This is a genomic window from Pseudoalteromonas phenolica, assembly GCF_001444405.1.
Lineage (GTDB): Bacteria > Pseudomonadota > Gammaproteobacteria > Enterobacterales > Alteromonadaceae > Pseudoalteromonas > Pseudoalteromonas phenolica.
The window spans coordinates 246141-264303 of sequence record NZ_CP013187.1 but is presented as its reverse complement, the minus strand read 5'-3'; the positions used below and the strand labels follow the sequence as shown (position 1 = coordinate 264303).

Sequence of the window (18163 nt, the reverse complement as noted above, 5' to 3'; positions counted from 1 at the left end):
GGGTAATGAATCACCTTACATCATGACAACATCAAACTGCTCTTGGCTATACAAGTTTTCAGTTTGAATACTGACTTGTTTACCAATAAACAGTTCAAGCTCTGCAAGGTTGTGATACTCGTCATTAATTAATGCTTCACTCACCGCAGCAGATGCATAAACCATGAACTTATCGGCATCGTAGGCGCGGTTTACTCGAACGATCTCACGCAGGATCTCATAACAAACAGTTTCAACTGTTTTCAATGAGCCGCGACCTGAACATGATGGGCATACATCACATAAAATATGCTCTAAACTTTCACGCGTTCGTTTACGTGTCATTTCAACTAAGCCTAGAGCCGACAAACCGTTAATATTGGCTTTTGCTCTGTCTTTAGAAAGTGCAGTTTCTAGAGAATGTAATACACGGCGCTTATGTTCATCTGACACCATATCGATAAAGTCAATGATGATGATACCACCTAAATTACGGAGTCTTAGCTGACGAGCAATGGCTGAAGTTGCTTCGACATTGGTATTAAAAATGGTTTCTTCTAAGTTTCGGTGACCAACAAACGCGCCAGTATTTACATCAACTGTCGTCATTGCTTCAGTTTGATCTATGATTAAATAGCCACCCGATTTTAGTTCTACTTTCCTGTGTAGCGCTTTTTGAATTTCACTCTCAACGTCAAACAAGTCGAAAATCGGTCGCTCACCTGGATAGTACTCTAAAGCATTAGACAACAGCGGTACGAACTCTTCAGTGAAGGTTTTGAGCTCTTGATAGGTCAGCTTTGAATCAACGCGAATTCGCTCCATGTCTTCGCCGACATAATCACGTAATGTTCTAAACGCCAGAGTCAGATCTTCGTGCAAAATGGCTGCTTTACTGGTTTTTCGACGACGTCCAATGATTTTCTGCCATAGCTTTTTCAAAAACTCAGCATCGTGTTGCAGCTCGGCTTCGGTCGCGCCTTCTGCTGCAGTCCTGACAATAAAGCCACCATTTTCATCATTATATTGCGCCACAATTTTTTTAAGGCGACTGCGTTCCTCTTCGGTTTCAATACGCTGACTTACGCCAACATGTGTGGCATCTGGCATAAACACTAAATAACGCGAAGGAATGGTAATATCTGTGGTTAAACGTGCCCCTTTGGTGCCCAGAGGGTCTTTTACCACTTGTACCATGATATATTGGCCTTGCTTAACCAATTCACGAATATCTTGTACTTTTTTGACGGGCTGATCATCCACACCTTCCTCAACAGAGGCACTGTTGACGATATCAGAAGCGTGCAAAAATGCGGCTTTTTCTAGGCCTATATCTACAAAGGCAGCCTGCATACCTGGTAACACTCGGCTCACTTTACCCAAGTAAATATTGCCTACAATACCTAGGTTGCCCACTCGCTCAACTTGTATTTCTTGCAGCACGCCATTTTCGATTAATGCGACACGGCTCTCACTTGGTGTCACATTAATTAATAATTCACTACTCATGCGCCCCCGCTATAAATGCTTTTATTAATTCATCTGTCTCATATAAAGGTAAGCCTACTACGGCAAAATAGCTACCCGACATCTGGGTAACAAAACGACCTCCGAGACCTTGGATCCCATACCCGCCAGCTTTGTCTTGTGGTTCACCCGACTGCCAATAAGCGGCAATTTCTTCATTTGTTAATGCTTTAAACGTCACATCCGTCACCACCACCTGACTTAATATTCGATGTTTGTTGGCAACGGCAATGGCGGTTAATACTTGATGTGTTCGACCCGATAAACGCTGCATCATAGCTGTAAAGTCAGCTTCATCTACAGGTTTGCCCAGTGCTAAATTATCCACCACAACAACGGTATCACTGCCCAACACAGGTTTGTCATCATAGCCTAAAGCAACCCCTGTTTGAGCCTTAAGACGGGCCAAACGTTCAACTAATTGTAGAGGTGTTTCACCAACTAACTGCGATTCATCTGCATCAACTGAAAATTGTGTGAACTCATAGCCCAATTGCGCAAGCAGTTGTTTACGTCTTGCTGAAGCTGAAGCGAGGTAAAGCATGGTCATTATCTGATCCTAAATTGTCTTCGATATTTACGCAGCAATAAGAAAATCCATGGCCAACAAAACATTCCCGTCAAAGCAGGCCATAAGTACTCAGGATTGAAATAAATATCGAGTAAAAAGTGATTCAACCAAAATTGCAGTAAGTGATACAAGGCTAAGAATAACCCCACAAGTACAGCTTGTTGCCAAATTGAGAAGTTACGAATTTTTTGGAAGTTACTTACGGTGATGTAAATACATACTGAATAGCACAATGAATTAACGCCGAGCGGTGAACCTGTTGCTAGGTCTATAATGAGACCAGTCACCCACGCCCAACCAATATTCACGCGATGTGGCAAGGCCAATGACCAGTACATCAGTACCAACAGAACCCAATCAGGTCTAAAGATATCTGTCGACAAAGGTAACGGCATCAGTGCCATAACCAAAGCTAAAAAAAGTGAAAAGCAAATTAATAAATAATGACGTTTAATCATTACGAGTTTCCAGGCTTTGTTTTCCTAATACCACCAATAAGCGGACTCGGTCTAATTGCGCAATTGGTTCCGCATACACTTTAGCAAAAGGTACGCTTTCATCACGATCTATAGAAGTTACAACAGCAACAGGATACCCCTCAGGAAAAGTACCGCCTAACCCTGAAGTAACCAACACATCACCAATTCTCACATCTAAACTATGGGGTACATGAGACAGGGTTAACTGATTTAATTTACCCATGCCTTCAACAACTGTGCGTACATCATTTCTTAAAATACGCACTGGTGTCGCATGCGTGGTATCTGTCACGAGTAAGACGCGAGAAGTTGTGGTGCCGGTATGCGTAACTTGTCCGACAATGCCGAGTTCATCAATAACCGCTTGGCCTATTTGCAAACCATCAATTGTGCCTCGGTTTATCACCACCTGATGACTATAACGGTTTGAATGCACAGAAAGTACTTGACCAATAAGACGCGAGCTTGCTTCTCGTGAAGAGGCATTTAACAGTGCTCTAAGCTCTTGGTTTTCTTTTTGGAGGAATTGTAGTTGCTGCAGTTGCTCACTCTGAAGCAACTGTTTTTCTCTGAGTGCTTGGTTCTCATCAAGCAATTGATCTCGAGTTTGTAAGCTACGCGCACCTAAGCTTAGTACCTCATACGGCACATTAGCAAAGTACAACAGTGGGCTTACCAGAGTGTGCAAACTGGTACGCAACACCGTACCGCCACTCGTATAGCGATCACCAAGTATCAGTAAAATACTTAAAATGACCGCTACGGTCAGCCTAAATTGTAGTGATATCGTACGGCCAAATAATAGATTCATTAGTCGTAGCTAAATACATCACCACCATGCATATCAATCATTTCTAACGCCTTACCACCGCCACGAGCAACACATGTGAGAGGGTCATCAGCAACAACTACTGGAATACCCGTTTCTTCCATCAGTAGTCTATCTAGATCTTTTAGTAGCGCTCCACCACCCGTTAGTACCATACCGTGGGCTGAGATATCAGAAGCAAGCTCTGGTGGAGATTGCTCTAGTGCAACCATTACCGCACTCACGATACCCATTAATGGCTCTTGTAGTGCTTCTAAGATTTCATGTGAATTTAGAGTAAATGAACGTGGCACACCTTCCGCTAGGTTACGACCGCGAACTTCAATTTCAATAGGCTCTTCGCTCTTAAATGCCGAACCAATTTCATGCTTGATAGTCTCTGCGGTCGCTTCGCCGATTAAACTACCAAAGTTACGACGCACATAGTTGATGATCGCTTCATCAAACTTATCACCACCGATACGCACAGATGATGAATAAACCACACCGTTTAACGAGATAATCGCAACTTCGGTTGTACCACCACCGATATCGACAACCATAGAGCCGGTTGCTTCAGATACTGGTAAGCCAGCACCAATCGCCGCTGCCATAGGCTCTTCAATTAGGTAAACCTCACGGGCTCCAGCCCCCATTGCTGATTCACGAATAGCACGCTTTTCAACTTGCGTTGCACCACAAGGTACACAAATAAGTACGCGTGGACTTGGACGCATAAAATTATTATTGTGCACTTGCTTGATGAAGTGCTGCAGCATTTTTTCAGTCACATAGAAATCAGCAATCACCCCATCTTTCATTGGGCGAATGGCTTTAATGTTGCCAGGTGTACGGCCTAGCATTTGCTTAGCCGCAGTACCTACCGATGCCACACTTTTTGGACCACCAGCACGCTCTTGGCGAATAGCCACTACTGAAGGCTCGTTTAATACAATACCTTCTTCTTTAACATAAATAAGGGTGTTTGCCGTACCTAAATCGATTGATAGGTCGTTAGAGAATAATCCGCGTAATTTTTTAAACATGAGGTTGAATAACCTTAAAGAATTCTTTTAAACACAGTGGCAGCCAACTAGGCTGCCACTAATAATTTTTAGCGCTCTCGTACTAGACGAAAGCCAATATAATTTGCTCTGAAATCGGGCGCTAACGCCAAACGGGTCGATACACGCGCAAGACTTGGTGCAAAGTTCCAAGCGCCACCGCGTACAGTAACATCATTCTGAGAGGCGCGTTTTTGTGTCCACTCCCACACGTTACCTACCGTGTCATATAGGCCATAGTTATTAGGTGCAAACTCACCAACAGGAGCTGCACTCTTATTTGACCATTCACTGCCACACCAACCACAGTTTGCTAGGTTTTTACCAATCTCATTACCCCAAGGGTATTCTGACGTTGTGCCTGCACGCGCTGCGTACTCCCACTCAACCTCATTCGGTAAACGATACTGTTTACCTTCTTCACCAGATAACCAGTTTGCATAGGCTTTGGCGTCTTCATAAGACACACAAACAACCGGAAAGTTCTCACTTTGCTCATAACCTGGATTTTGCCAGCTATAGTCTAGCTCCCAAACAGGCTCGCCATTTCTGTAGTAAGCACACCCTTTTGCTTTTTCAGCTTCGGTGACAAACCCTGTGCTTTGTACAAAGCGTCTAAATTCAGAAACTGTCACTTCTTTGCTTTGCATCGCGTATGAGTTGCTCAGCACTTTCTCAACCACAGGCCTCTCATTCGCCAAACCGTTGCCCGTTAGGTCTCCCATTTTAAATGAGCCGGCAGGAATAATACTGATTTGGTTGTTCACTGACTGATTAACCAAACTCACTGCCTGAGATGTAACTGGCGACTCTGAAACTAGACTTACTGCAGGTTGCTCTACCTTTTTAGTCTCGACTTGTGGGTTCGACGACAAAGGTTGAGCTACCTTTGCCGCTCTAGGCTTTTTTACAAGCTGCGCATGGATTGTTTGTGCGCGGCGAATATTCACACGCGTTTTATAAGGTTCATACCCCAGCTTACGTACTTCAATTTCATGCATACCAACCGGAATTTGTAAATTCAGTTTTGTTGAGCCATAGCTCACACCATTTATGAATACTTCATCATCATAAACATTTGAGCGTAACGTTAATTCAACCAATTTATCAGCCTGTTTCTGAACCGGTGCTGATGCAATAGGTGTTGGCGCACGCTCTACAACAGGCATAACAGCCCGCTGTTGCGCCACTGCATTCTCTTCTGAGTAATTAAACTGAGTGTCAGAAAATGTTGTTGGATAACTGTTTTGATAACCAATACCACCTGACAATGGTGTGCCGTACTCTGAACAGAAGCGGTTATCAACACTCAATAAACCACAAAGGCGGCTAGCATTCACATCGCCTCGCATAGTGACACTCAAGTTGACACTGTAGTTACCTTGACCACTGAAAGAACTTGCAGTCACGTGACTACTCACTACTTTTACTTGCGCACCAGCAAGATTACGTTTTGGCTCAACCAAACGTTGCTCAGTTAAATTCGCAAATAATTGATCGATAAATCGCTGAGTTGATTTTTGCAGACCCATCTGTTGTCCACGTTGCTCACACGCTGCAAGCGTTTCTGTGCGCTTACAGTTAATGGTATGTTCGATTTCTAGCGTGCCTTCTCGGCTAAACTCATTTCTCAAACGCTCGACTCGAGCAGTACTTAGCTGATCTTTTAAGCTTTCAAGGGTGTTTACTAACGTGTGTTTGGTAATACGAATCTGTTTGATATCTTGTCGATGAGATGCAATCGCCGCCAATTGCATAGTGATATCTTCTTTATTTTGCTTATGCAGCGCAACCGCTTCTTGGTATCGTGTTTGGGCGGCTGAGATGTTCAAGGAAGGATCATCAATAAGCCTACGATACAGCTCATTCATTGCATCGAGCGCTTGGTTCTTTTCTTTATCTAGCTCGGTGGAACGGTTTCTTAATAGATCTAGTTGTGACACCAAGCGAGTTTCTTCACTTAAGTGTTTATCTAAAATCTGCGTATAATTTTCTAATTCATTTTGCTTGACTGACAATTCAGCTTCAATGGCTGTAACGGTCGCGGTATCTTGTGCAAATACATTAGCTGCCAGTAACGTAGCAGATATCAAGAGAGATAAAGGAGCGATTCGCATATTTTCCATTCCCAAAAGCGGCGATTATTTGGTCTTTGTTATTTTTTATATTTAATGCTTTATGCTATGTACTTAAACAGTAAAACACAAGCTTTGAACACACTAATATGTGAGTTTACAACTATTATCCACCCGCTTGCTACCTTTCTAGAAATATTTTCATCTCAAGATCTCAGCTGTTAGACTGAGGTTTTACACTCTTTCTTCATCAGTATGGATAATAATCAGTTTGCATTGCCTGAATCTCCCGTTCAAGAAATTAAGCACCCATTACTTGAACAAAAAAAAATCAAACTCTCAATTAAACGAGATGATTTATTGCATCCTGTTATTTCTGGTAATAAATGGCGTAAGCTCAAATACAACTTGATCAATATGAAAAGCAAAGGCTATGACTCTTTCGTCACCTTTGGCGGTGCTTTCTCGAACCATTTATATGCAAGTGCAATGGCGTGTAAAACTTTCAATTTAACTGGCCACGCAATAATTAGAGGTCCTGAGATTGATGAAAGTAACCCTACGATTAAAATGGCTCGAGCCTGTGGTATGAACTTATATGCGGTAAACCGAAAAACGTATCGATCGCGCCATGCTCCTGCTTATTTGCAAACCTTACAAACTGAATTTCCTAACAGCTTTATTATTCCTGAAGGCGGTACTAATCATGCAGCACTGCGTGGTGTAGCTGAACTAGCAGCAAGCTTACCACAGTCAGACTATGTCATTTGCGCAACAGGCAGTGGTGGCACAGTGGCTGGGCTTGCAAAAGGATGCACTCATAATACCCAAGTGATTGGTATTGCTGTACTAAAACAAGCCGAGTATCTCAATCAAGAAATCGCTCAGCTACTTACAAGCACACACTCAGGGGCTCCATGGCAATTGTTAACCAATCATCATTATGGTGGATATGGTAAATTTACCGATGATGTTTGGGCATTTTGTCAGTTCATGCACCAAGCTTATAAATTACCTCTTGAGCCGGTATATACAGGTAAAATGCTATTTGCCGTTTGGCAACTCATTAGCCAAGATTATTTTCCACAAGGAAGCCGAATAACTGCCATCCATACGGGTGGTTTACAAGGTCTTGATGGTTTACGGTATCGTGGCCTAATAGCCCGCTAATTCTAATTGCTGAAGAGGCTCAGAGAAGTAATAACCTTGCGCCCCCTTAACACCTAAACGCTGCAAGCATTGAAGTTCGGTTTGGGTTTCAACACCTACTGCATAAACAGGTAGTCCTAGCTGTTTACCCTGCCTAACGATATGGCGTACAACTTTTTGTTGTGTATGTGACTCATCGATGTTGTGAACAAGGTCAAAAGATAACTTGAGTGCTTTGATACATTTAATGTGTTTTAAATCTTTCACGTTAAACGACTCTGATACTTGATCAAGTACTAAGCCCGTACCAACAATGTCTAGTTTAAACACGATATCCTCAAGCAAAACACGCTGCTGACAAAAATCATCTAAGGTCATTTCGAAGAGTACACGATTTGCTAATTTGCTTTGTTCTAACTTACTCAAAAGCCAATTTGCAAACTTTGGGTCGCACCAGTTAATAGTATGAATATTCACACTGGCCAACAAATGGCTTTTGTCTTTATCCAATACTTTAAAAGTATGTTCGACAATAAAGGTATCTAACGTCCATAGACTTTCTTTGCTATGTAACTGAGGTACGAATTGCTTAGCCGCAATTAAACCTAGCTTCTCATGCCTCACTCTCAATAACGCCTCGCTTTGCGTAATTTCTTGGGTCGCAAAACAAAATAAAGGCTGAAAGAAGAGAATGAATTGCCCATTCTCAATATATTTGATGAAATCTGATTCCGAGCTTTGCATAGTTATTTCATGCGTTTTATTGAGTGGAGTAAGGTGAATATGTTGCCACACATTATTAGTCGCGACACTCAAGGCTGAGCGTGCAAGTTGATATACTTGGGTTTGATCGCTTTTTGACTGGTAGTAACAGCCGCCTAATTTCACCACTTTTCTAGACAAGTCACCACGAATAGCAAATAGGATCTGATACACAACTTCATGCATTTTTTTACTCACTGCAGAAACATCCCCCCATGCAACCTGCTCAATGGTTACAGCTAATGCCCCTGAGTTTAAATACTTCACCGAGCATGTAGCATAACCTGAAAAATGCTTCTGAAATTGAATAGAAAAGTGCTGTTGGGCATCGATGCTCTCCCCAAGGTGATAGCTCCATTTTATTAACGCGAAAATGTTGAATAAACTCTCGTCCGTACTCCTAGGCTGTTGAATTGATGGCAACACAGTTTCTCTTTCAACGGGTAAAGCTCTGTGTGATTGTCGCAGAAATGATTTGGGCCTGACTTGGTAAATCAACCACCAGCGATAAGCAAATACAATTAACCCAACAAATAACAGGTTAAACATCAATAGCGTGCTGGCATACTCCTGTAGCACCTTTGGATGCTTTACGTATAAAGTTACATTCGCAAATTCAAATACATCTAAATCATTCATTTGTGAGATGCGTTGAGGTCCCAATGAAACATACTGCAAGTTGAATTGTCGCGCTAATGTGTCGAGTTTGTCGTCTGTTCGTTCTGCTTCAGAAAGTAGGCTCACTTGCTGAACAAACTGCATGCCTCTTTGATGGATCTGTAGATGAAATAGATGAATGAGTAATGCATTCAGAAAGCATACGAGTAATATCGAAGCTATTGCTAAATACCACTTAGATAATGTGTCTGTTACGCGTTTAAATAACGGCTTCATCACCATACAACACCTCAATCAACATTGACTAAGTGTTGTCTACAAGTCTTAAAAACTCAAGTTTAGCCCGCTAAAAGAGACACCTTCGTTAACTAGCAAATTTTTTTTCAGTATTATAAAAAATAAAACCCTGCAAAAGCAGGGTTTTATTAAATCTATTTCGTTTCTAAACGAGTTACTCGTTAAAACGGAATATCATCATCAAAATCGATTGGTGGTTCCATCGGGTTTGAAGCACCGCCTTGTGGCGCTGATTGAGGTTTAGGTGCAAATCCACCTTGCTGCTGACCAGACTGCTGCTGAGGTGCAAAACCGCCCTGCTGAGACTGCTGCTGTTGCGGTGCAAAACCGCCTTGTTGTTGTGCAGGTTGCTGCGGCGCAAAACCACCTTGCTGTTGTGAAGCCTGCTGTTGCTGTGGCGCTTGGTTGTACTGAGACTGTTGATTATTAAAACCACCAGACTGCTGACCTTGATACTGGCCACCGCCTTGCTGCTCGCCACGACCACCTAGCATTTGCATTTGACCGCCCATGTCTACAACAATTTCAGTTGTATACTTTTCTTGACCGCTTTGATCTGTCCATTTACGTGTCTGTAAACGGCCTTCGATATAAACTTGTGAGCCTTTACGTAAGTATTCACCTGCAACTTCAGCTAATTTACCGAATAACACAACACGGTGCCACTCAGTACGCTCTTGCATTTGCCCTGTGTTTTTATCTTTCCAGCTATCTGTTGTAGCAATGCTAATATTTGCTACGCCGTTACCATTTGGCATGTAACGAACTTCTGGGTCTTGGCCTAAGTTACCAACCAAAATTACTTTGTTTACACCGCGTGCCATGACGCACTCTCCTCACACTAATTCAAGCCAAGTATTTGCTTTGCTTGGTTTATATCAAATTCTTTATCATTTACTTTTAGGTAACTACGATTTTCGTCGTTCACCATTGTTGCTTCAATCACTCCCGGTAGCGCCACCAATTGCTCGGCTAACTGCTCGGCTCTATATGGATCGGATAAATCAGCCATTAAGCTAATCACTTTACTCTTAGGAGGGATCTGCATTTTCCATGCAATAAATAGCCATATTACCCCAACTCCTGCTGCAGCCGCAAACACTGTATTCGCTTCACCTATTTGCGCAAGATAACCCCCTAAAATACCACCTAAAAACGCACCGAAGAATTGCCCCGATGAAAACACGCCCATGGCAGAGCCCTTTTGATTAGCTGGTGCTATGCGTGATACCAAAGCCGGCATCGTCGCTTCAAGGAAGTTAAAGGCAATAAAGTAAAACAACATACATATAGCAATATTCATAATAGACGCAGGCAATAAAATAAGGCCTAACGCACTAAAAACTAGCACAAAAATTGAAAGTAGAAAGACCTGTTTTTCTTTTTGTTTTTTGATGGCAATGATCATTAAAGGCGCCATTAAAATAAATGCAGCTAATAAAACAGGGATATAAAGCTGCCAATGACTTTCTGCCTCTAGACCGCCAATAATTAACTGACCTGGCAAGACCACAAATAAAGTTGTAAGCGTGAGGTGAAGTAACATAACACCAAGATCTAAGCGAAGTAACTGCGGATGCTTTGCCAGTCGTTTTATATCAACAACAGACGCGACTGTATCGCCTTTTGGGGCGCGGTTTAATGCATTAGGGACCACAAAAGACACAATCACAATACCTAAAATTGCCAACCCAGCCGTTAACCAGAACACTCCAGAAATTCCAAATGATGCTGCGACCATTGGGCCTAGTAACATGGCAACAGCAAAACTTAGACCGATACACATACCAATCACTGCCATTACCTTAGGGCGCTGCTCATCTCGACTAAGATCTGCAGCTAAGGCCAACAAAGCACTGGCTATTGCCCCCATGCCTTGCAACGCTCTACCTGCAGTCACCCAATAAATTGAATCTGCGACGGCGGCAATCACTGAGCCGATAGCAAACACGACTAAGCCACCAATAATGACAGGCTTTCTGCCTACTTTATCGGATAACCAGCCCATCGGGATCTGTAATAAAGCTTGCGTTAAACCGTACGCACCAATAGCCAAACCAATCCACATTGGCGAGACGTGCTCAAGCGACTGACCATAAATAGCTAACACAGGCATAAGCATGAATAAACCGAGCATTCTGAATGCAAATACACTGGCTAGCGAAAAAGCAGCGCGTTTTTCTAAGGCGTTTAATGATTGATTTGACATATTTCTCGTTATAACTGTCCGCAGATGCGCGCGACAGTTTAACAAAAAAATAGCTGTTGCAAAAAACTTAATCTAATTTGTATTTTTTCAAAATAGCTTGGATTTTGCCCGACTGCTTCAATCTGGTTAAGGCAGCTTCTAAACGTGCTTTAAGCTTAGGCGAGACACTTTGTTTGCTCAGAGCAATATAAACAGGCGTTTGATTAATCACAAAGGGGTTAATTTCAACTTGCATGTAGTCTGGGTTATTTTCTGCTTGATAGAGCATATTGTATTTTTCGGCAAAAAAGCCTGAAATCCGTCCATGTTTAAGCATGCTAATACGCAACTTATTGTTTGTTATAACCGTAAAACGGTCTTCCACTTGCGCTGTATTTTTCAGTAGTGAATCAATGTCAGGGCCATATACTGCGTCTCTGTGTATCGCCACAGGTGCCGGCAACGTCAGTAAATCTTGATACTTATGCAGTGTGTGAGGACGAGATTTATGCGTTACAAATACAATCGTCTCATTTCGTTGCGGACCGATAAAATAAGCAAACCGTTCACGTTGCTTGGTTGGTGACATACTCAGCATCATGGCAATTTCACCACTTTCGAGCATTTTTATTGATCGACCCCAAGGCAAGCTTACAAACTTGTAGCTGCAATTCGCCTCTTTTAATAGTGCTTTAGCAAAATCAACATCTAGACCATGCCAACTTAAAGCATCTGACGAACTGCTATAACGAGCAAAATTTTCAAAACGCACAACTAATTCGCAGTCAGAGCCAAGTTGGGTACTCGAAAGTGCCTGCACATTGAGACTGAAAACCAAAAACAAAAGAAGTACGTATATTCTTTTCAAAATTTTATTAGCCACATTTTTACCACCTATTCAGTGTAGATGCTTTTACAAAGAAGCAATAATTTTCACAAAAATGTGCGATACTGTGGCGAAGTTTGATTATACCCTCAAGCAGTTACTGGAGCATCATGGATAATATAGAAGTAAGAGGCGCCCGCACCCATAACCTGAAGAATATTTCACTGACTATTCCACGTGATAAACTGATTGTTATCACTGGGTTATCTGGTTCAGGTAAATCCTCTCTCGCGTTCGATACTTTATATGCCGAAGGCCAACGTCGTTATGTCGAATCGCTTTCAGCTTATGCGCGCCAATTTTTATCTTTGATGGAAAAGCCCGATGTAGATCATATTGAAGGTCTGTCACCTGCCATTTCTATTGAGCAAAAATCGACATCTCACAACCCTCGCTCTACTGTCGGTACGATTACTGAAATATACGATTACCTACGATTGCTATTTGCGCGTGTTGGTGAACCTCGCTGTCCGACTCATGATTTACCTTTGGCAGCACAAACCATCAGCCAAATGGTCGATACTGTTTTGGAGCAACCTGAAGGTAGCAAGCTGATGCTGTTAGCGCCTGTGGTAAAAAATCGTAAGGGTGAACACGTCAAACTATTCGAGCAATTGAGTGCTCAAGGCTACATTCGCGCCCGTGTTGATGGTGAAGTCTGTGATTTAAGCGATCCACCGACTTTAGAATTACATAAAAAGCATACTATAGAAGTAGTTGTTGACCGCTTTAAAGTAAAAGATGGCTTGCAACAACGTTTGGCAGAGTCATTCGAGACCGCCTTAGAATTATCGGGTGGTGTGGCTGTTGTTGCGAATATGGACGATACAGAACAAGCAGAGCTTACTTTCTCTGCTAACTTTGCCTGTCCGACTTGTGGCTATGCGATGACTGAACTAGAGCCTCGTTTATTTTCATTCAACAACCCGGCTGGTGCTTGCCAAAGCTGTGACGGCTTAGGTGTAAGACAATACTTCGACCCAAGTCGCGTGGTGCAAAATCCTGAACTTAGTTTAAGTGGCGGTGCAATTAAAGGCTGGGACAAACGCAGCTTCTATTACTTCCAAATGCTGCAATCTGTGGCTGAGCATTATGAGTTTGACTTAGAAGTCCCTTTTGAAAAATTATCTAAAGACGCGCAAAAAGTTGTTCTAGAAGGCTCGGGTAAAACCAAAATTGCTTTTAACTATCGCAATGACCGCGGTGATGTAATCACCCGTAATCACGAATTCGAAGGCGTACTAAATAATATGAGTCGTCGTTATCGTGAAACTGAATCCAGCTCTGTTCGTGAAGAGCTTGCCAAGTATCAAACCAATCAAGCCTGTCCTAGCTGTAATGGCTCGCGTTTGCGTGAAGAAGCACGTCACGTGTTTATTGGCAAAACAACACTTCCTGATGTGACATTAATGAGCATTGGTGATGCGATGACTTTCTTCGATGAGTTAGAGCTTACAGGGCAACGTGCACAAATCGCTGAAAAAATCTTAAAAGAGATCCGTGACCGTTTATCTTTCTTAATCAATGTTGGTTTGAACTATTTATCACTAGAGCGTAGTGCCGATACCCTTTCAGGCGGTGAAGCGCAGCGTATTCGTCTTGCCAGTCAAATTGGTGCAGGCCTCGTTGGTGTTATGTATGTGCTAGACGAACCGTCAATTGGTCTTCATCAACGCGATAACGACCGTTTGCTTAGCACGTTAACTCATCTACGTGACTTAGGTAATACCGTAATTGTGGTTGAGCACGACGAAGACGCCATTCGCGCGGCTGATCATATTATCGATATCGGCCCAGGTGCAGGTGTACATGGCGGTCATGTTGTTGCACAAGGTTCACGTGACGATATTCTTAATTCACCTGAGTCTTTAACAGGTCAGTATTTAAGTGGTGCAAAAGCCATTGTCGTACCTGAGCAACGCCACCAGCCAGAAGATAAATGGCTAGAACTCTTTGGCGCCACAGGTAATAATTTAAAAAATGTCGACCTGCGTATTCCATTTGGCTTAATGACCTGTATCACCGGCGTATCAGGTTCGGGTAAATCAACCCTTATTAATGACACGCTATTTAAGCTGGCTCACACAGCGCTGAATGGAGCGACCACGGCTGAGCCTGCCCCTCACAAAGACATTCAAGGCCTTAAACATTTCGATAAAGTGATCGACATTGACCAAAGCCCAATAGGCCGTACACCGCGTTCAAACCCTGCAACCTATACAGGTATCTTTACGGCTATTCGTGAATTATTTGCGGGCACACAAGAAGCGCGCTCTCGTGGCTATAAAGTGGGTCGTTTCAGCTTTAACGTAAAAGGCGGTCGTTGTGAAGCGTGTCAGGGCGATGGCGTTATCAAAGTAGAAATGCACTTCTTACCTGACGTATACGTACCATGTGATGTGTGTTCAGGTAAACGCTATAACCGTGAAACCTTAGAAGTACTTTATAAAGGCAAAAACATCCACGAAGTACTAGAAATGACGGTTGAAGATGCTCGTGAATTCTTCGATAAAATCCCAGCGATCAGTCGTAAGCTGCAAACCTTAATGGATGTAGGCCTGACTTATATTCGGTTGGGGCAAGCAGCTACTACGCTTTCTGGTGGTGAAGCGCAGCGTGTGAAACTCGCTAGAGAGTTATCTAAGCGCGATACCGGTAAGACTTTATATATTTTGGACGAGCCGACCACAGGTTTGCACTTCCACGATATTCAGCAATTACTGGCGGTACTTCATCGCTTGCGCGACCACGGTAATACCATCGTAGTGATTGAACACAATCTCGATGTGATAAAAACCGCAGATTGGATTGTCGACTTAGGTCCTGAAGGCGGTGCCGGTGGTGGCCAAATTCTTATCTCTGGCACACCTGAAGCCGTTGCTGAATGTGACGCATCACATACGGGTCGGTATTTAAAACCCTTGCTTTAGCGACTCTGTACTAATTAGCATAGTGTTAAATTTTATTTAATTTTTTAAGGCTTGCCTTCATAATAGGGCCAAGCCTTTTTCTTATCTTTGAAAGATTGAAAAGCCAGAATAAAAAAAATAAAACGAATAACGGATGTATTCATGCAAGCTCTAGCAAATATTAAAAGCGCCTCTATAACGATAAAAAATTTAGCCAGTAAATTTGTGAATTTTTGGCAGTCTTTGACACTCCCACAGAGATTTTATCTAATTGCTTTTCTAATTTTTTCTCCTGAGATGCCTGATTTTATTTCAGGGCTTTTTGGAGACCATGACGCACATAAAAATAGTGAAAGTATAGTTTGGGCCGATTCATTCAGCGCGAGTACTTACTTGCTTACGCTGGCTATTCTTGTTGGATTAATATGCGAGCTTTGGCCAAGAATTGTAAAATTTTGGGAGAGTACTGTCGGTAAAAGCGTTACTTTTATTTTTTATGCTTTTTTAGCTAACTATGCGCTGGCTTATGCCTCAGGCACCATTAATGATATTACGGGTGTCAGTGCTGAACACTTCCCATATACCCATAATTTAAGCTTAATCCTATCAATACCTACTTGGTTTATGCTCAGCACCTTCATGGTGCTTGTTCTGATACCATTATTACAACCTATTTATATGGCCTTTTTATTGTTAATGAGACCCTTCGGGCTACACACTCGCTGGCATTCACCAGAATATAGGTTCCCTATCATAACGAGTGTTGTTCGTATGTTTTTATGTACACTTCTCGCAGCCCTTTTTTTCTTTATAACTATGTCTTCTGGTGTTGCTGGAAGTATGAATACCATTTTCAGCACTCTAGTCAGTAATTTTACGCCGGTAAAAGTAACCTATGGCATAAGCAATTTTGACCAAGGGCAGCCTTCAGCTATCGAAAACTCAGCTATGTCAAATCCTGAAAAAAGTAAAGCAACACTTAATACAGACTCTGATGAGGTTGATAGAGAGCTAACACTCTACAAAGAACGCGTTAACAGCTACGACAACCGTATCAAGCAAATTCTTGCTTACTTTATTTATGAACTAGAAGCCGATAGCTACTCTCGATGTAAGGTCACACCAGGAAGACGTGTTGTAGAGCTCAATGATTACGATATTTTAGAGATCTGGCCGGTAGATGGTAAAGAAAAAGCCTATCACTTTGAAGTGAAACCTTGTATTTCACCCGGCATAAAACTTCATTTGTCTAGCCAAGCAAAAGCGCTATATTAGTTAAGAATAAAGAGGTGCTAACAATGAACAACAATAAGAAAATGGACCAACTCATGGAAAAGCTCCCCTCTCCCAAGCACTTATCAGGTTTTTACTATAGTTTAAAAACTCGGTGGCTGACCTTCTGGCGATCTTTGACCTTCGCCCAACGCTTATACTTCACTGCCATTGTGTTATTTTTCCTACTATTAAATGGTGAATCTGAACCAGTTCCAGGTGTCCCTGATGACGAACAGTTTTTAAATGATTTGTTTTCTCCTTCTACATTTTTAATGGTTACGATCATTATTATCGCGCTTTTAAGTGAGCTGTGGCCAAAATTAATGAAGTTTTGGGACAGCTTACCTGGTAAAGCCGTGGTATTAATCTTCTATGCGTTTATTGCCAACTATGCATTAGCCTACGCTGCAGGTGCTATTAATGACATAACAGGAGTCAGTGCTGACCACTTTCCTTACACTCATAACCTAAGTTTAATGCTGTCTTTGCCGTCTTGGTTCTTTATCAGCACTCTCAGCATCTTGCTATTAGTACCGCTGCTACAGCCTTTCTATGTCTTACTATTATTATTTATGCGCCCCTTTGGTTTACATACCATGTGGCACCCACCTGAATACCGCTTTCCAATTATTACCAGTTTTGTGCGTATGACGCTGTGCGTTATGCTCTTCGTATTTGTACTTATGTTTACATTTACCTCAGGTATGTTTGGTGGAATGAGCACCATGTTCACGAATGTAATCGAAAGTTTTAGCAATACCACAGTAAGTACCAACGTAACCGAAGAAGTTGACAAGGAACTCGCGGATACAGCAAAACTGGAAAAAGAAAATACGGAACAAATGGAGCAGGCTATTACCAACTCAGAGGCAGAGCAAAGCCCAGGGCTTTCTTTCAATATTGGAGAAAGCGACGCATCATCTCTTTCTTTATCCGAACGTACAGAAGCGTACGATAATAAAATAAAAACCATACTAGCTTATTTTATCTACGAGCTAGAAGCCGATAGCTATTCTCGCTGTCAGGTCACTGAGGGGAGCCGCATGGTAGAGCTAAATGATTATGAGATTTTAGAGATCACGCAACTGTCTGAACAAGAGCGTACTTATAAATACGAAGTCAAACCGTGTATTTCGGTGGCCATTGGCCACCAATTTAAATCTTCGGCTTCAAAACCTACAGAAGAAAAGCAGTAAGCTGCTGTTTTTCTTCTTCACTTAATGGTTGTGAGCTTTTATTCGCAAAATCATAACGTACCATCACGGTTTTGCCCTCAGCGCAGCACGCTCCGTGCTGCCAAGCTTGCTGTAAAATTACAAATGAGCTTGACCCTATGCGCTCAATGGCAGTTTTAACTTCGACTTCTTGACCATAAAACAACTCACCTTTGAAAGTCACTTCAACCTTGGCAACAATCAATTTCCATTGTTTTGGATCTAGGTCTGGGGTAAAAATCTTAAAAATAGGCACACGCGCGGCTTCAAACCAAACCGGTAGTGCGGTATTGTTGATGTGTCCGAGCACGTCGGTTTCACTAAAACGCGGCATGAGTTTTTCTGACAACATAATAATTCTA

15 protein-coding genes are annotated in these 18163 nt (G+C 42.3%); 4 read left to right on the top strand and 11 right to left on the bottom strand.

Annotated features, from left to right (window positions below):
- Positions 1-15: 15 nt before the first annotated feature.
- The 6 genes from rng to PP2015_RS01180 form a co-directional block, all read right to left on the bottom strand.
- Positions 16-1488 (bottom strand): ribonuclease G, encoded by a 1473-nt coding sequence (gene rng, locus PP2015_RS01205; RefSeq protein WP_058028538.1) that lies wholly within the window; start codon positions 1486-1488, stop codon positions 16-18.
- Positions 1481-2059, bottom strand: a complete 579-nt coding sequence (locus PP2015_RS01200) for a Maf family protein (RefSeq protein ID WP_128724644.1) — start codon at positions 2057-2059, stop codon at positions 1481-1483. Before PP2015_RS01200 ends, rng begins: the two co-directional genes overlap by 8 nt.
- Positions 2056-2535: a rod shape-determining protein MreD gene (gene mreD / locus PP2015_RS01195; protein ID WP_058028536.1), complete on the bottom strand. Its 480-nt coding sequence runs from the start codon at positions 2533-2535 to the stop codon at positions 2056-2058. The genes PP2015_RS01200 and mreD overlap by 4 nt, the downstream gene beginning before the upstream one ends.
- Positions 2528-3367 (bottom strand): rod shape-determining protein MreC, encoded by an 840-nt coding sequence (mreC, locus tag PP2015_RS01190; RefSeq protein ID WP_058028535.1) that lies wholly within the window; start codon positions 3365-3367, stop codon positions 2528-2530. Before mreC ends, mreD begins: the two co-directional genes overlap by 8 nt.
- The gene (locus PP2015_RS01185) at positions 3367-4410 is read right to left on the bottom strand and encodes a rod shape-determining protein (protein ID WP_058028534.1); all 1044 of its coding nucleotides are present in this window, start codon (positions 4408-4410) and stop codon (positions 3367-3369) included. The genes mreC and PP2015_RS01185 overlap by 1 nt, the downstream gene beginning before the upstream one ends.
- Positions 4411-4478: 68 nt before the next feature.
- Entirely contained in the window at positions 4479-6545 is a 2067-nt protein-coding gene (locus tag PP2015_RS01180) for an SUMF1/EgtB/PvdO family nonheme iron enzyme (RefSeq protein WP_058028533.1), read from the bottom strand.
- A gap of 213 nt (positions 6546-6758) precedes the next feature.
- On the opposite strand from PP2015_RS01180, the gene PP2015_RS01175 reads away from it, so the two are divergent.
- Positions 6759-7673: a 1-aminocyclopropane-1-carboxylate deaminase/D-cysteine desulfhydrase gene (locus tag PP2015_RS01175; RefSeq protein ID WP_058028532.1), complete on the top strand. Its 915-nt coding sequence runs from the start codon at positions 6759-6761 to the stop codon at positions 7671-7673.
- Here PP2015_RS01175 and PP2015_RS01170 read toward each other — a convergent pair.
- From PP2015_RS01170 to PP2015_RS01155, 4 genes are all read right to left on the bottom strand, one after another.
- On the bottom strand, positions 7659-9314 hold the full coding sequence (locus PP2015_RS01170) for an EAL domain-containing protein (RefSeq protein WP_083496481.1): 1656 nt from the start codon (positions 9312-9314) through the stop codon (positions 7659-7661). The two genes, PP2015_RS01175 and PP2015_RS01170, sit on opposite strands and share 15 nt — an antisense overlap.
- A gap of 176 nt (positions 9315-9490) precedes the next feature.
- A complete protein-coding gene (gene ssb, locus PP2015_RS01165) occupies positions 9491-10153 on the bottom strand; it encodes a single-stranded DNA-binding protein (RefSeq protein ID WP_058028530.1) in 663 nt (220 codons plus the stop codon).
- Between the two features lie 17 nt (positions 10154-10170).
- Positions 10171-11538: an MFS transporter gene (locus tag PP2015_RS01160; protein WP_058028529.1), complete on the bottom strand. Its 1368-nt coding sequence runs from the start codon at positions 11536-11538 to the stop codon at positions 10171-10173.
- Between the two features lie 67 nt (positions 11539-11605).
- Positions 11606-12400: a substrate-binding periplasmic protein gene (locus tag PP2015_RS01155; RefSeq protein ID WP_227009204.1), complete on the bottom strand. Its 795-nt coding sequence runs from the start codon at positions 12398-12400 to the stop codon at positions 11606-11608.
- A 113-nt stretch (positions 12401-12513) separates the two neighbouring features.
- On the opposite strand from PP2015_RS01155, the gene uvrA reads away from it, so the two are divergent.
- The 3 genes from uvrA (at position 12514) to PP2015_RS01140 (ending at position 17783) form a co-directional block, all read left to right on the top strand.
- Positions 12514-15333, top strand: a complete 2820-nt coding sequence (gene uvrA, locus PP2015_RS01150; RefSeq protein ID WP_058028528.1) for an excinuclease ABC subunit UvrA — start codon at positions 12514-12516, stop codon at positions 15331-15333.
- A 141-nt stretch (positions 15334-15474) separates the two neighbouring features.
- Positions 15475-16587, top strand: a complete 1113-nt coding sequence (locus PP2015_RS01145; RefSeq protein WP_058028527.1) for a hypothetical protein — start codon at positions 15475-15477, stop codon at positions 16585-16587.
- Between the two features lie 23 nt (positions 16588-16610).
- On the top strand, positions 16611-17783 hold the full coding sequence (locus PP2015_RS01140) for a hypothetical protein (RefSeq protein ID WP_058028526.1): 1173 nt from the start codon (positions 16611-16613) through the stop codon (positions 17781-17783).
- Here the strand turns inward: PP2015_RS01140 and PP2015_RS01135 are convergent.
- The gene (locus PP2015_RS01135) at positions 17764-18153 is read right to left on the bottom strand and encodes an acyl-CoA thioesterase (protein ID WP_058028525.1); all 390 of its coding nucleotides are present in this window, start codon (positions 18151-18153) and stop codon (positions 17764-17766) included. The two genes, PP2015_RS01140 and PP2015_RS01135, sit on opposite strands and share 20 nt — an antisense overlap.
- Between the last annotated feature and the right edge of the window lie 10 nt (positions 18154-18163).

Excerpts from the sequence above, each read along its gene's own strand:
- PP2015_RS01180 (WP_058028533.1), bottom strand. The coding sequence starts at position 6,545 with ATGCGAATCGCTCCTTTATCTCTCTTGATATCTGCTACGTTACTGGCA.
- mreC (WP_058028535.1), bottom strand. The coding sequence starts at position 3,367 with ATGAATCTATTATTTGGCCGTACGATATCACTACAATTTAGGCTGACC.
- PP2015_RS01140 (WP_058028526.1), top strand. The coding sequence starts at position 16,611 with ATGAACAACAATAAGAAAATGGACCAACTCATGGAAAAGCTCCCCTCT.
- ssb (WP_058028530.1), bottom strand. The coding sequence starts at position 10,153 with ATGGCACGCGGTGTAAACAAAGTAATTTTGGTTGGTAACTTAGGCCAA.
- PP2015_RS01145 (WP_058028527.1), top strand. The coding sequence starts at position 15,475 with ATGCAAGCTCTAGCAAATATTAAAAGCGCCTCTATAACGATAAAAAAT.
- PP2015_RS01160 (WP_058028529.1), bottom strand. The coding sequence starts at position 11,538 with ATGTCAAATCAATCATTAAACGCCTTAGAAAAACGCGCTGCTTTTTCG.
- PP2015_RS01175 (WP_058028532.1), top strand. The coding sequence starts at position 6,759 with ATGGATAATAATCAGTTTGCATTGCCTGAATCTCCCGTTCAAGAAATT.
- PP2015_RS01185 (WP_058028534.1), bottom strand. The coding sequence starts at position 4,410 with ATGTTTAAAAAATTACGCGGATTATTCTCTAACGACCTATCAATCGAT.
- uvrA (WP_058028528.1), top strand. The coding sequence starts at position 12,514 with ATGGATAATATAGAAGTAAGAGGCGCCCGCACCCATAACCTGAAGAAT.
- PP2015_RS01170 (WP_083496481.1), bottom strand. The coding sequence starts at position 9,314 with ATGGTGATGAAGCCGTTATTTAAACGCGTAACAGACACATTATCTAAG.
- mreD (WP_058028536.1), bottom strand. The coding sequence starts at position 2,535 with ATGATTAAACGTCATTATTTATTAATTTGCTTTTCACTTTTTTTAGCT.
- PP2015_RS01135 (WP_058028525.1), bottom strand. The coding sequence starts at position 18,153 with ATGTTGTCAGAAAAACTCATGCCGCGTTTTAGTGAAACCGACGTGCTC.
- rng (WP_058028538.1), bottom strand. The coding sequence starts at position 1,488 with ATGAGTAGTGAATTATTAATTAATGTGACACCAAGTGAGAGCCGTGTC.